The organism is Photorhabdus temperata (assembly GCF_025384845.1).
In the GTDB taxonomy this organism is placed as follows: Bacteria; Pseudomonadota; Gammaproteobacteria; order Enterobacterales; family Enterobacteriaceae; genus Photorhabdus; species Photorhabdus temperata.
Genome location: NZ_JAJAFX010000020.1, coordinates 21,547 through 36,118, shown reverse-complemented (window position 1 = coordinate 36,118; position 14,572 = coordinate 21,547). Strand labels below are relative to the sequence as shown.

Below are 14,572 nucleotides of genomic sequence, written 5' to 3'. Positions count from 1 at the left end.
TATTATTATCATTAAAATAATATTAATATCGTTGAGCTATGCCTGATAGATTCAATCAACAACTTTTAATATCAGGCAGAATAACAGGATAGTGCGAAATGAGATCTCCAAATGGAATAAGGGAGAAACGTTTTAAAGATATACGTTTTTATAAAATAAAATCATATCGAAATTTTATTACTGGCAATTTAAGTCATCGTTTTATTTATAGCAAGTGGTGCAAAGTTATGTCGAGGCAAGAATTCCATTTTCGTGATTACACGATTAACAGATAGAGGTAAAACTTGTGCCAGATCTATATAGAGATACTTTGCTGACTGGTTTTAATGATCTTAATAATAAGGATTTTCTGTTTCTTTCATCCAGTAAAAGTCTATTGGCACAGGGGCAATATGCGATTGTGTCAAAGCCACTTGATGATGCAGCAAACCCTGATAGCCTGATTCAGCAAGAAATACGTCAATTATTTCAGCAAGCGAAGAGTGATGGGATTGAAAATCCTGTTCTGGTGGGGGCAATTCCATTCGATAAACAGCAAAATGCGGCACTTTTTGTTCCTGAACAATGCAATTGGTTCCAAAGAAAGCAGTTTCCTTCGCTTATTTCCAATTCAACCCATACAGAAAAAAGACGCACCCAGTGGCCCGATAAAGCACACTTTAGCCAGATGGTGAACACTGCCGTTGATGCAATGCGTAATCATAGACTAGATAAAATTGTCCTTTCGCGGTTACTCGATATCGAAACCCATCAGCCATTAGATTCAATTCAATTATTACGACATCTGAATCAGCAAAATAGTTGGAGTTATAATTTCCATGTTCCGTTGGAAAATGGGGCATTGATTGGTGCGAGCCCAGAATTATTAGTACGTAAACAGGGCAATACTATCTTTTCTCAGCCGCTGGCAGGTTCAGCAAAGCGCAGTGAAAACCAGCAAGAAGATTACAAATTGCGTCAGGCGCTTATTCAGTCCGTCAAAGATAATTATGAACATCGGTTAGTGACCGATATGATGAGAAACGTACTCGAAAGTCGTTGTCAAAAACTACATATCTCCGAAATGCCTTCCACCATCAGCACGCCTGTACTTTGGCACCTTGCCACCGATATTGAGGGAGAGCTGAAGGCGCCACAGGAAAATGCACTTTCTATTGCTTGCCTGCTTCATCCTACTCCGGCCCTTTGCGGTACACCGTATCAGACTGCGAAAAACCTAATTGAGGAATTAGAGCCGTTTAAACGAAACCTCTTTGGCGGCATTGTGGGGTGGTGTGACGAGAAAGGGAACGGTGAATGGGTGGTGACTATCCGCTGTGGTGAAGTGAATGGTTCACGGGTAAGACTGTTTGCGGGAGCTGGCATTGTGCCTGATTCGAAACCAGAGTCAGAGTGGCAGGAAACAGAGGTTAAGTTTTCAACGATGATGCGTGCATTCGAGTTTTCACAGGAGGCATGTCCAGCATGATAGTTGAATTTAATCGTTGGCCGAAAGCGCTGGAACAGCGCTATCGTCAGTGTGGTTATTGGATAGATCTCCCGCTTAGTGACATTTTGACCCGTCAGTCAAACAACGGGCAAATTGCGCTTATCTGTGGAGATTGTCAGTTCAGCTATGCTGAACTTAACCTGCTGGTGGATAGTTTGGCCGCAGCATTACAACGACAAGGCGTTAAACGAGGACAAACTGCCTTAGTTCAATTGGGGAATGAGGCCGAGTTTTATATTGTTTTCTTTGCCTTATTACGGCTTGGGGTAGTTCCGGTTAACGCTATATTTAGCCATCAGCGCAGTGAACTTTGTGCTTATGCTGATCAGATTAACCCCGCATTGTTGATTGCCGATCGCAACCATTCCTTGTTTAGCGACGACAATTTTATTGATGAGCTCAAAGCTTGTACGCCGTCTTTGTGTCACGTTGTCTTACGTGGTGATAATGGCAGTATTCTGGATTTTGAGACGCTATTGGCAAAAGGCGCGGGTGATTTTATCGCTAATCCAACACCGGCTGATGAAGTAGCATTTTTCCAATTGTCGGGGGGGAGTACAGGGACACCTAAACTTATTCCCCGAACGCATAATGATTATTACTACAGTATTCGCGCCAGTGTGGAGATTTGCCAGTTTGATGCTGAAACTCGCTATTTATGTGCACTTCCTGCTGCGCATAACTTTCCTATGAGCTCTCCGGGGGCATTAGGGGCGTTTTACAGCGGAGGGCAGGTCATTTTAGCGAATAATCCCAGTGCTGATTGCTGTTTTCCGCTTATCCAACAACATCAGGTGAATGTGACTGCATTGATACCGCCAGCAGTCAGTGTATGGCTTGAAGCGATAGCACTTAGTGGTAGCCGTGACGCACTAAAAAGCTTGCGACTGCTACAGGTCGGTGGGGCAAGGTTAAGCGAGAGCTTGGCAAGACGTATTCCAAAAGAGATGGGATGCCAGTTACAACAAGTTTTCGGTATGGCTGAAGGATTAGTGAACTATACCCGGCTGGATGATGACGAACAGCATATTTTTACGACGCAAGGCCGTCCGACCAGTCAGGATGATGAAGTTTGGATTGCTGATAACAATGGCAATCCTGTTCCCCCCGGTGTCGCTGGCCGATTGATGACTCAGGGGCCTTATACTTTCCGCGGATATTACCGCAGTCCACAGCATAATCAGCAATGTTTTGATGGTAATGGATTCTACTGTTCTGGTGATCTCGTCATCATGGCGCCTGATGGTTATTTACAAGTCGTGGGGCGTGAAAAAGATCAAATCAATCGCGGTGGGGAAAAAATTGCGGCTGAGGAAATTGAGAATCTGCTGCTTCGGCACCCTGATGTCATTTATGCCGCGCTTGTCGCTATTCCTGATTCGCTAATGGGTGAAAAAAGCTGTGCTTTTGTCGTATTACGAAAACCGATAAAAGCCGTAGTCTTACGGCGTTATCTGCGTGAGCAGGGAATAGCAGATTATAAATTACCTGACCGGTTTGAACCTGTTCCCTCACTGCCGATAACACCTGTCGGAAAAATAGACAAGCAACAATTACGTCAACTTGCTAAACAATTTGTTCAGCCATCACTCGTTGGAGAAAGAAATGAGTATTCCTAAACTTAATAGTTATGACTTACCTGTGGCAGAAGGACTTCCGACAAACAAGGTCAATTGGTCGTTGGATAAAAATCGGGCTGCGTTATTAATTCATGATATGCAAAATTACTTTCTTAACTTCTGGGAAGAAAATAGTCCATTAATTAATCAAGTCGTGACTAATATTGCCAGGCTGATAGAAATCTGCCGGGAAAATGGAATACCGGTATTTTATTCCGCTCAACCTAACCAGCAGAGTGATGAGGAGAGGGCGCTGTTAAATGATATGTGGGGACCGGGGCTAAACTGCCACCCTGAACTGCAAAAAATTACAGATGCGCTCGCACCACAGGCTGGTGATATTGTCATGGATAAATGGCGATATAGCGCATTTCAGCGCACTGATTTTGAGCAACAGCTCAAAATAGCTGGGCGTGATCAACTTATTATCTGCGGTGTTTACGCACATATTGGCTGTCTAATGACAGCGACTGATGCGTTTATGCGTGATATACAGCCCTTTATGGTTGCGGATGCTTTAGCCGATTTCAGTTATGAAGAACATATGATGGCGCTTAAATATACCGCTGGGCGCTGTGGGCGTGTGGAGACTACCGAGCAGTTTCTTGTTGCCTTAGATGTAAAACAAGAGCAATGGAATAAAACCCGCCTCAAAGCGTTATTACTGCCTTTATTAGATGAGGATAGCGACGATATTGGTGATGATGAGAACTTGCTTGATTATGGGCTGGATTCTGTACGCATTATGTCTCTCATTTCCCATTGGCGGCAGCAAGGATATGAGATGGATTTTATTTCGTTAATGAAAAATCCAACAATAAATGGTTGGATGGCATTATTCACTGAGCGTCAGGGAGCCTAAAATGAGTATTGCGCTTGATTTTAGCGATAAAATTGTCTGGGTAACTGGTGCCGGTAGTGGTATTGGTTACCAGACGGCTTATCGTTTTCAGCAAGCCGGCGCGAAGGTGATTGGGTTTGACATCACGTTCCCTGAGGGGGATTTGCCTTTTATACCGTATTTGCTTGATATCAGTGATCCTATTGCTGTTTCGCGCTGTTGTGAACAACTCCTTGCACAACAGCCACAACTTGATGTGCTGGTCAATGGTGCCGGAATCTTACGCCTTGGTGCGGCTGAAGAGATAACATTTGAAGATTGGCAACAGTGCTTGTCTGTCAATGCGGGAGGGGCATTCAATCTATTTCAGGCGACTATTCCCCAGTTCCAACGCCAAAAGGCGGGGGCAATTGTCACTATTGCATCAAATGCGGCTCATGTTCCTCGTGTTGGCATGTCGGCCTATTGTGCTTCTAAGGCTGCACTGCGTAGTCTCTGCCTGAGTGTTGGGCTGGAATTAGCACCTTATGGCGTTCGTTGTAATCTTATTTCACCAGGATCGACAGATACACCAATGCAGCGTGGTATGTGGCAAACAGAAGCGTCTAAACAGCAAGTCATTCAGGGATCTTCTAAATTGTTTAAACTTGGCATCCCACTTGGGAAGATAGCGACGCCAACAGAAATTGCTGATGCGGTCTTGTTTATGGCTTCTGATCTTGCAAGCCATATTACTTTACAAGATATTGTCATCGATGGTGGTGCAACGCTTGGCGCTTAATCGCCTGTTATGATGAATAAAGCGCTGTATTAGAGATTGCTGGAAATGAAAATACCTTTTTCATTTCCAGCAGTTGAAATCTTCAATACAGACTTAAGTTTTCGGGGGCAGTTAATCAGGGCCGGATCTTACTTTTTATGGAAATTTTCATCATAAAAAGTGATTTTTAATTGGTAGATTCAATTATTAGAAACAACTCTCTATAATTCACCCCAATTACTCATAAAATATCGATATACCCTTCATCTTTCAAGTTGCTGCTTTGTTGGCTGCGTTCACTTGCCGCCGCGCTGCAACTTGAAATCTATTGGGTATAAGCTCGCTTTTATACGAGCTTTTATTAAATCAAAGAGAGGATTAAAAAACAGCTCTTTATCAATATTCAAAGATGGTAAAATTTTAACGCTATTATTCTTTCGGTTTTTCAGGCCAGTTAATATCTGGTGCCGATGAAATATCAATCCGACTTAATAATACCAGATACTTTTTCCAACCCAACAATAACGCTTTTTCAGCTTCCGATGCCATTTCAGTTTCAACGGCATATTGTAGCACAGTCATAACTTCATCGGCTTGTCGGCGAAGAGCGGCACGTTGTTGTTCTGCTTGGTTAATTTGACTGGCCTTTTGTGCTTCAACGTCTGTTACCCATTTTTCACCATCCCACTTGTCAAACTCGGTAGCTGGTTGCTTGAATGTCAATGTTTCTGGTAATTCATCCAATTCAATTACTTCTTGTTGTGCGCCTGTCTGCGTGTCGTAAGCTATTTTCCCCCGGTGGTCAGGTACGATTTCCCAATGACTTCCGTCCTCACTGCGGCGCACAGCCATATTATCCCCATCGGGAAGGTCTGGCGCGTCAAGGTAAGAATGTGCCGACAAACCTACACCTTCTGCAACATATTCGAAATCAGTCCCAGTCAATTCCCTCGAATAAGTATTAGCATGATAAACCTTTATCCAGCCAGCTTGAGTCGCTAAACCATCTTCACCTAATATGGCGGTTTCTGAATCTGAAATATAATTTTGTGTCATTATTATTCTGCCTTTACGATGTAGTTAAATGCGATATTGCGAGGTCTTGTTTCGTGGCTTGTCCTGGCTACCCGGGACGCATTAAATATGGTTTCATGACAGTAAGTGTCGTTCTGGGCTCCCCATTTGCCAGTTACTACGCCACCATCGACAAAAACGCCTTTAGTGGTTACTGCTATTTCATTATCGCCCATAAATGAGCCTTTTAAATCTTGTAGTGCATCACTCTGGTTTGTCAGAAGGATTCGATCCTTATCCACTCCTCTTCCATCATCCCAGCCACGAATAAACTCGCCTCTTAAATCGGGCAATCTACCGCCAGGATAAGCTTCCGCTAACTTTGGGTACTGTGATCTATTAAAAGCTGAACCATTACAAGTGAAATAGCCTATAGGTGGGTGAGACAACGGCCAGGGAATAGGAGCACCAACAGGAACTTCACTGGTTGTTTTAATCAGTTTATCTACCTCTGCTCGTGTATAGACTTCTGTTCGAGTATATGCCCCCACATCACTCGCATTCAGATTAATATCCTCAGTCAATGCCTTACCATTTATTTTCCGGCTATTGGGTATTTTACTATTAATATTTTCACGCAATGAATTTATGATTTCTTGAACAAGTTTTTGTGTCACTGCCAATGTGTCATTATTACCAATTTCATTGGTCAATTGAACAACACCTTTTTGTGTTAACGAAGCATCGGGAACTCCTACAGCAATTTTCTGTTCTAAGGCTTTATTTAATTGAGCGGTGAGTCTGGCTATATTGCCATCATCCAAAATATCATCACTAAATTGTGTCGCAATAAAATTGGCTATAACAGAGGCTATTGTTGATGATTGGCGTAATACCTTATTTAAAACATGGGTGGAGATATCATTTTGTGGAAAACCAGTCCGAATATTTTGACTTTCTTCATATTTTTCTTGACTCACTACATTAGCATTATCACTAATGGAAAAAGCTTTGAAATCATTTTTCTGGCTCATATACTCCTCTTAAATTAAATAATATTTCTCTGTAATTAACATATTAAATTATCGTGCAGGTGATTTGTCTCAATTGGCGCAAATTATAGTTTAGTTCAGAAAAATAATAGTGGAGTGTTTTTATAACTTACAGGGTTAATTATTTTTGTATAAGGGAAAGGAAATATTAATGGCTGTGAACTATTATCCACCTATTTCCTCTGGGATTTTTTATATTTCATGATGTTACAGTAAATCACTGGAAAATAAATTCATATGACAATAAGGTTAAAATCTGAAAATATCCTAAATAGAATAAAATAATGATTGGAATAAATGCTTTTTAAATTATGCAAAATAATATTTTAATATTCTGTTTTAGTTTTAATAAATTCATCAATAGCTTGTATAGGTTCGCTAAAGCCTTTCCGCATATCTGGGTTTCCCTTAAAAAACTTCTAGCCGGAAGTATACAGGCCTGCCAGCTTTTCTTCGCCGCTTTTCAATGGCTTGAATATACTCATATACCGGAATCTCGCCCTCTAATGCCTCTTTATTCGCGCTTTTTAAGTAATTATGGAAAATTAGGTAAATGTAAAATAAGTGAAATATAGAATCGCTGATAAATGGATTAAACATGGCAGAGTAAACAAAGTGGCATCCTGCCCTGAAAAATACGCCTTGGTTTTTTTCGGGTAATCACTCCTTTTTTCAGGGCTTAAATCCTGCCAAATTAGCCGTTTTATCCTTTTTTTAATTGCGTTATTTTTAGGGTTTTTCTCGTAAAATAACCGGCGAGAAAACACTTTAATACTTATCTGTTCGGATAATATTATTTTATGTGTGGATTTCTTTTTAACTCGCGATTAATGGTTTTCGATTAAATGCGATTAACTCGCCTTTTGAAAAGCTGTATTTATTGAGTTAAATCTGCATTGCTATAAAGTCTTTAATACTTCTGTATTCTCGATTTTAAATGATTATGGTAAGTTAGGTGAATGTAAAATAAGTGGAATATAGAATAGTTGATAAATGAATTAAATATAGCAGGGTAAACAAAGTGGGCTCCCGCCGAGCTTGTCCTGAGTTTTATGATAGGCAGGCTTTAAACTGTTATTAAAAATCATTGTTTTAATTTATAGTTTTAATCGGTATAAAGTTTTTACTGTTGTTTTTACCGATTTTAACACCTGCTTTTTATTAAATTTAACATCATCGAATATCGTGTTTTACTTTTAACGAAAGCTAATCATACCTGTTTTATCTTTACTGGCAATCCAAGGCGACTTTCATCGGTCACCACCATTTATTTTTTCTTCATAAATCAGAAAGTAAATGGCTTGATGAGATAAAAATACCCCTTGTTGTTTTTTCGGATAATCATTTCCTTTTTCAGGGATTAAATCCTGCTAAGTTAACCGTTTTATCTTTTTTTAATTGCATTATTTTTAGTTTTTTTCTTCGTAAAATAACCGGGGAGAAAGCGATTTAATACCTATCTGCTTGGATAATATTATTTTACGTGCGGATTTTTTTCAACTCGCGATTAATAGTTGATGGTTTTCGATTAAATGAGATTAACTCTCCTGCTGAAAAGTTACATTTATTGGGTTAAATCTGCCCTTGATATAAAGTCTTTAATACTTCTGTATTCTCGATTTTAAATGATTATGGTAAGTTAGGTAAATGTAAAATAAGCGAAATATAGAATCGCTGATAAATGGATTAAACATGGCAGAGTAAACAAAGTAGCATCCTGCCCTGAAAAATACGCCTTGGTTTTTTTCGGGTAATCACTCCTTTTTTCAGGGCTTAAATCCTGCCAAATTAGCCGTTTTATCCTTTTTTAATTGCGTTATTTTTAGAGTTTTCTCCGTAAAATAACCGGCGAGAAAGCACTTTAATACTTATCTGTTCGGATAATATTATTTTATGTGTGGATTTATTTTCAACTCGCGATTAATGGTTTTCGATTAAATGAGATTAACTTTCCTTCTGAAAAGTTGTATTTATTGAGTTAAATCCGCCTTGATATAAAGTCTTTAATACTTCTGTATTCTCGATTTTAAATGATTATGGCAGGTTAGGTAAATGTAAAATAAGCGGAGTATAGAATCGCTAATAAATGAATTAAATATAGCAGGGTAAACAAAGTGGGATCCCGCCGGGCCTGTTCTGAGTTTTATGATGGGCAGGCTTTAAACTGTTATTAAAAGTCATTGTTTCAACTTATGGTTTTAACCGGTATAAAGTTTTTACTGTTGTTTTTACCGATTCTAACACCTGTTTTTTATTAAATTTAATCATCATCGAATATCGTGTTTTACTTTTAACGAAAGCTAATCATACCTGTTTTATCTTTACTGGCAATCCAAGGCGATTTTCATCGGTCACCACCATTTATTTTTTCTTCATAAATCAGAAAGTAAATGGCTTGATGAGATAAAAATACCCCTTGTTGTTTTTTCGGATAATCATTCCTCCTTTTTCAGCGTTTAAATCCTGCCAAATTAATCATTTTATCCTTTTTTTAATTTCGTTATTTTTAGGGTTTTCTCCGTAAAATAACCGGGGAGAAAGCACTTTAATACTTATCTGTTCAGATAATATTATTTTACGTGTGGATTTCTTTTCAACTCGCGATTAATGGTTTTCGATTAAATGAGATTAACTTTCCTTCTGAAAAGTTGTATTTATTGAGTTAAATCCGCCTTGATATAAAGTCTTTAATACTTCTGTATTCTCGATTTTAAATGATTATAGTCTGTTAGGTAAATATAAAATAAGCGGAATATAGAATAGCTGATAAATGAATTAAACATGGCAGGATAAAAAAGTGGAATCCTGCCATGGTGCTTTCATTTTAATGATGGCTTTTCATTATTTTCCGCTATTGTTTATTATAACGAAACTCAGGTGAGAGTTTACTTATTCCAAGTCCATTAACTTTTTTAACTTTAATCTGTACTGGGATCCGTTCTTTCATGGCTTCGACGTGGCTTATAACACCAATAGTTTTCCCGGAAGCATTCAGATGGTCCAGAGCGTCGAGTGCAATATCAAGAGTTTCTGGGTCAAGTGTGCCAAAGCCTTCATCCAGGAATAGTGAATCAATACAGGTTTTATTGCTGACTAAATCAGATAAAGCTAAAGCCAGAGCGAGGCTGACCAGAAAACTTTCACCACCGGAAAGCGTTTTGGTATCACGAATGGCATCGGCTTGCCAGGTATCAACGACTTGCAGTTCAAGGCCGTCACTGTTTTTGCGTTGTAAATAATAGCGTCCGTGAAGTTTTCTCAGCCGTTGATTGGCAAGATGAACCAGATGATCCAGTGTTAGCCCTTGGGCAAAACGGCGGAATTTAGCGCCATCTGCTGAACCAATCAGGTTATTCAGGTAACTCCAGTCATCATAATTTTGTTGGCAATGGTTGATCTCTTCCAGCAAGGATTTTTGTTGTTGGCGGCGTACTGCGTCATTACCAAGCAGGTTTCTTAATTCTCCTTGTTGTAAGGTGTTTCTTTTCAGCTCATCAGTGGTGCTTTTCAACTGTTCAGTCAGTTGTGATTTTGTCTGTTGAGAAAGTAATTCAGGGCGATTTTTCAGATGTTGTTGCAGGGCTTCTGCTGCTTTTTGACACAAGGCTTTGACTTGTATCTGTTGTTGTTCGAGCCGTTCTTTGAGTTGTTGCAGCTCCTTACGTTGCTCTGGTGATAATAGGGCTGCTTCAAAGGTACTTTGATCGGTAAATATACTTTCAGCTAATGCAGAGTTGAAATTTTGTTCTGACTGCTGTTTTTGTTGTTCAGCTTGTTTGCTGTTTTTTTCAATCTCATGAATTGCGCCGGTAAGCTGGCTGATACTGGATTGTGCTTGTTGCAGATGTGACAGTGCCTGTTTGTATTTTTCTTCCAACAGCTGAGATTGTTGCTGTAGTGCCTGAGTCATTTTCGCGACCGACTGTTCACCAAATAGTTTTTGGCGCTGTTGTTGCGTCTCTGCGAGTTGCTGTTTCTGTTGTTGCTCTTTTTGATTAAATATGTTTAAACGGGATGTGTATTCTTCTTTTTGTTTACTCAATGATTCAAGCTGATTTTGAATAACAGCTTGTTCTTTTTGGATTTGTTGCCAGTTTTCACGGCAGTTTTGATATACCTGCCACTCATTTCTACGTTGTTGCAGCCAGTTTTCAGCATCATTCAGAATTGGCAGTGATAAATCATATTCCTGTAATTCAGAAGTCATTTTTTCAATAACATCAGCCAGCTTATTCTGTTGTTGCTGTATCTCTGGTTGCAGTTCAGCGAGGTGTTTTGTTAGGGCATTGTATTGTTGTTTATCCAGCTCAATGCTTTGCTCAATTTTTTTAATCTGTTCTTTATGAACTGTTAGTACTTTTTCTGTTTTTTGATGTTCTTTTTCTGTCAGTTCAAACTTAGCTAATTGGGCCAGACAAAGTTGATAAGCCGATTGGTTCTGCTGTACAAATATTTCAAGTGCCGGTTTATCTGAAGGAGAAATTTCAGTTTGTAATGTTTCGCAAGTTTGCTGCCATTGTTGAATTAATGACTTCAATTTTGGTTCAGCGTCAGTAATTTCTTGCAAAATATGGTTGTATTGTTGCTGTTGAAACTCGTTTTTATTCACTAACGATATTCTGGTAGTTTGCAGTTCTTCAAATTCCTGACGTAAATCTTTTAGCCGTTGCTCTGATTTTGACAATTCAATCTTTTGATAAGCTTGAATAGCCGGGTGATGTTCAGAACCGCAAAGTGGACAAGGAACACCTTCTTTGAGTTGCGCGCGCTCTTTTTCCAGACTAACAATTTTTTGTTCTAACTGAATGCGTTGAGAAAGATCTGCTAAATGTTGCTGTTTGTCTGAGAGTTGTTTATCAATAGCGCCAATTTGAACAGGAAGTTCCTTTAATAATTTTTCCGGTTGTTGTAAACGAACACGATTACTGGCAATTGTGGTTTGTAATTGCAGGATTTGCGGGGACAGTATTTCCAGTTTATGTTGCCGCGGCAGTTGTTCCTGATATTCAGCTAATTGTTTTTGTAATTTCTCTGGTGAATATTGCTTTTGCAGATGAAAAAATTGCTGCTCTGCCTGTTCAAATGCCAGTTTTAATGGTTGGTTATTTTCAATCTGTTGTTTTAGGTCTGCTTCTTGTTTATTCAGGTTATCGCTAAGTTGTGTGATTTCGGCATTGAGCTTGTCAATTTTTTGATTTTGGTGATTAATTTGTTGCTGCTGATCTTGCCGCCAGGAGAATTGGTGTTGCCAGAAAGCAATTTTTTCACCGAAATATTGATGGTAAGTCTGCTGTTCGAAATAGTTTTCCAGTTGTTTTCTTTGGTTGGTTAATGACAGGGAGCGTTGGTTTGCCGTGTCATATTGTTGACAACTATTTTCAAGCGCTGTTTTCTGTTCGCTGATTTGTTGCTGAGTAAGATTAAGATCTTTAATCTGACCATCAATCTGATGATCCAATGGGATCACCTGTTCTGATATCAGTTTTTCTTGTTGCTGCCGATGTTGTTGATGCGTTGCTCTGGCAGAGTCGGTATCAGTCACTTTTTGTTGTATCGGCGTGAGTGTTTGCTGCTGCTGTTGAAGTTGTTGGCGCATATCTTCCAACTGCTTACTGATTCTCTGATGCTCATATTGAGTTCGATTTTTGTCATCCAGCAATGGGCGAAGCGTTTCGGCTGGTTCACTGTCGGCCAGTTTTTGCAGTTGCGGTTCTGCGTGGGTAAGTGCGTTTTCTGCCTGTTGTAAAACAACCTGATTTTCAGTAGTAAATTGTTGAAGTTCTTCCTCACGGATCAGCCATTGCTCCGAATGTTGCAGGGTTTTTATTTGTTGATTCAGTCGTGATTCAGAATCCGCGAGTTGTTGCTGTTGCTCGAGATATTGTTGATGCTGTTCTTCCGTTAACAAATCAATGGCAGAGGCTTTGGCTTGCAGAATACCCAGTTCTGACTGGGCTTCTTTATGTTGCTGGTAAATTTGTTGGGATAAAATACCGTAAATTTCAGTACCGGTTAATTCTTCTAATAAATCAGCCCGTTCATTGGGTTGAGCATTGAGAAAAGCAGCGAAGTCTCCTTGGGATAACAGCATGGATTTGGTGAAACGACCGTAATCCAATCCGGTAATTTCGATAATTTTCTCTTTCTTATCTTGGATCTTATCTGCCAGAATTTTGCCGTTGCTGCTGAATGCGAGTTCCACTTTTGGGGCTTGCAGATTGCCGTCCGGCTGGTTGCGCGCTCGCCGTTGGCTCCAGAAAGCGCGGTAAGCAACACCTTTCACTTCAAACTCAACTTCAGCTAGGGATTCTGCTGTGTGGCGGGTCATCAGCTCATTTTGTGATGCTGAAACTGTCAGGCGCGGTGTTTCGTGATAAAGCGCAAGGCAGATGGCATCCAATAATGTGGTTTTACCCGCACCGGTAGGGCCGGTTATTGCGAATAGGCCACTGCTGGCAAACGGCTCTGTTGTGAAATCAATCTTCCATTCACCTTGTAATGAATTAATGTTTTTCAGTCGCAGACTCAGAATTTTCATGCCTGTTCCTCCTTGTTTTTATCCTGATAGATATTATTCAGTGTTTGTTCGAAAAGGGTGGTCAGACGTTTTTTGTGTTCTTCATCTTCAAGTTCTGATTGCTCAAGCCGCCGGGTAAAAACCTGGTTAACACTGAGTTCTGTCAAGGTTTCTCTGTTTTCTTGCGCTAGCATATTTTGTCGCTGTGTTTTACTACGCCGCAGCAGAATGACTTCAACAGGAAGTTTCGCAACCATTGATTGAACTCTTTTCTGGATATCATGGAGATAGTCTTGTGTGGCAACTTCAATATCTAACCAGACGGGTTGCTCGCCTTTATAGTCATTAAAAGTCTGTAATTGCTGTTCAATTTGTTGCAGGTCACCCCTGATAAGCTGCATGGGTTGATATTGAGGAATAGGTAAAAGTGTAATGGATGCCAGTTTGTCTTGGGTAAATTCCACCAAACAGACACTTTTCTCCTGTCCGACTTCATCAAAACTGAGCGGTATGGGGGAACCGCTGTAGCGAATATGTTCAGATTTAGCCACGATTTGTGGCCGGTGAATATGCCCAAGTGCAATATAGTCTGCCGGTGGGAAAGCTTGCGCCGGGAAGGCATCAAGTGTACCAATATAAATATCCCGGACTGAATCTGTGGCTGAGGCGCCAACGGTGGTTAGATGCCCGGTGGCAATAATAGGTAAGGGTAAATGCAGTTCATCACGTAATTTACCTGCTTGCTGATAGAGTTGATCATAGTGTTCTGCAATTGCTTCCTGTAATGCCAGTTGTTTTTGTTCTCCTGACTGACCTGCCAGGCTGGTCATAATATCTCTTGGACGCAGAAAAGGGATTGCACAGAGGATGGCGCCGGTATTGCCTTCTTTGGTGTTGAGCACTTTTATTTGCTTCTGCTGGTCTTCTTCCGCATGGGCAATGACGGTGGTATTCAGGCAGGAAAGCAGTTCCTTTGATTCATTCAACGTTGCCACGGAATCATGATTACCACCAAGGATAATTAACTGACAGCCAGTAGGTTGCAGTTCAACAACAAAGTGATTATATAGCTCACGGGCGTAACTGGGCGGCGAGCCGGTATCAAACACATCTCCGGCAACAATTAATGCATCGACCTGGTAATTTTCAACCTGTTTAATCAGCCAACGCAGAAAATGTTGATGTTCAGCAGCCCGGCTTTTTGTAAAAAAATATTGACCAAGATGCCAGTCCGAAGTGTGAATAATACGCATAATTCCGCCGCAATGGATTAAAGTGAA

8 protein-coding genes are annotated in these 14,572 nt (G+C 40.2%); 4 read left to right on the top strand and 4 right to left on the bottom strand.

Features of this window, described 5'->3' with window-relative positions; translation table 11 throughout:
* Nucleotides 1-286 precede the first annotated feature (286 nt).
* The 4 genes from LGZ99_RS09635 to dhbA are packed head-to-tail and all read left to right on the top strand — an operon-like array spanning nucleotide 287 to nucleotide 4,730.
* Nucleotides 287-1,468 carry an isochorismate synthase gene (locus LGZ99_RS09635; protein ID WP_051769108.1) on the top strand — a complete coding sequence of 394 codons (1,182 nt, stop codon included), beginning with the start codon at nucleotides 287-289 and terminating at the stop codon, nucleotides 1,466-1,468.
* Entirely contained in the window at nucleotides 1,465-3,108 is a 1,644-nt protein-coding gene (locus LGZ99_RS09630; RefSeq protein ID WP_262979071.1) for a (2,3-dihydroxybenzoyl)adenylate synthase, read from the top strand. Before LGZ99_RS09635 ends, LGZ99_RS09630 begins: the two co-directional genes overlap by 4 nt.
* A complete protein-coding gene (locus tag LGZ99_RS09625) occupies nucleotides 3,095-3,970 on the top strand; it encodes an isochorismatase (RefSeq protein WP_023043394.1) in 876 nt (291 codons plus the stop codon). The genes LGZ99_RS09630 and LGZ99_RS09625 overlap by 14 nt, the downstream gene beginning before the upstream one ends.
* Nucleotide 3,971: 1 nt before the next feature.
* On the top strand, nucleotides 3,972-4,730 hold the full coding sequence (gene dhbA, locus LGZ99_RS09620) for a 2,3-dihydro-2,3-dihydroxybenzoate dehydrogenase (RefSeq protein ID WP_021323614.1): 759 nt from the start codon (nucleotides 3,972-3,974) through the stop codon (nucleotides 4,728-4,730).
* 408 nt (nucleotides 4,731-5,138) lie between these two features.
* On the opposite strand, the gene LGZ99_RS09615 is transcribed toward dhbA, so the two are convergent.
* The 4 genes from LGZ99_RS09615 to sbcD all read right to left on the bottom strand — a co-directional run bounded on the left by LGZ99_RS09615 (nucleotide 5,139) and on the right by sbcD (nucleotide 14,545).
* A complete protein-coding gene (locus LGZ99_RS09615; protein WP_023043396.1) occupies nucleotides 5,139-5,765 on the bottom strand; it encodes a tail fiber assembly protein in 627 nt (208 codons plus the stop codon).
* A gap of 2 nt (nucleotides 5,766-5,767) precedes the next feature.
* Nucleotides 5,768-6,757 (bottom strand): tail fiber protein, encoded by a 990-nt coding sequence (locus tag LGZ99_RS09610; protein ID WP_262979070.1) that lies wholly within the window; start codon nucleotides 6,755-6,757, stop codon nucleotides 5,768-5,770.
* Nucleotides 6,758-9,626: 2,869 nt separating this feature from the next.
* Complete coding sequence (locus LGZ99_RS09605; protein ID WP_262979069.1) at nucleotides 9,627-13,313, bottom strand: AAA family ATPase; 3,687 nt, start codon at nucleotides 13,311-13,313, stop codon at nucleotides 9,627-9,629.
* Nucleotides 13,310-14,545, bottom strand: coding sequence for an exonuclease subunit SbcD (gene sbcD, locus LGZ99_RS09600; RefSeq protein ID WP_023043734.1), 1,236 nt, complete (start codon nucleotides 14,543-14,545; stop codon nucleotides 13,310-13,312). The genes LGZ99_RS09605 and sbcD overlap by 4 nt, the downstream gene beginning before the upstream one ends.
* Nucleotides 14,546-14,572 lie beyond the last annotated feature (27 nt).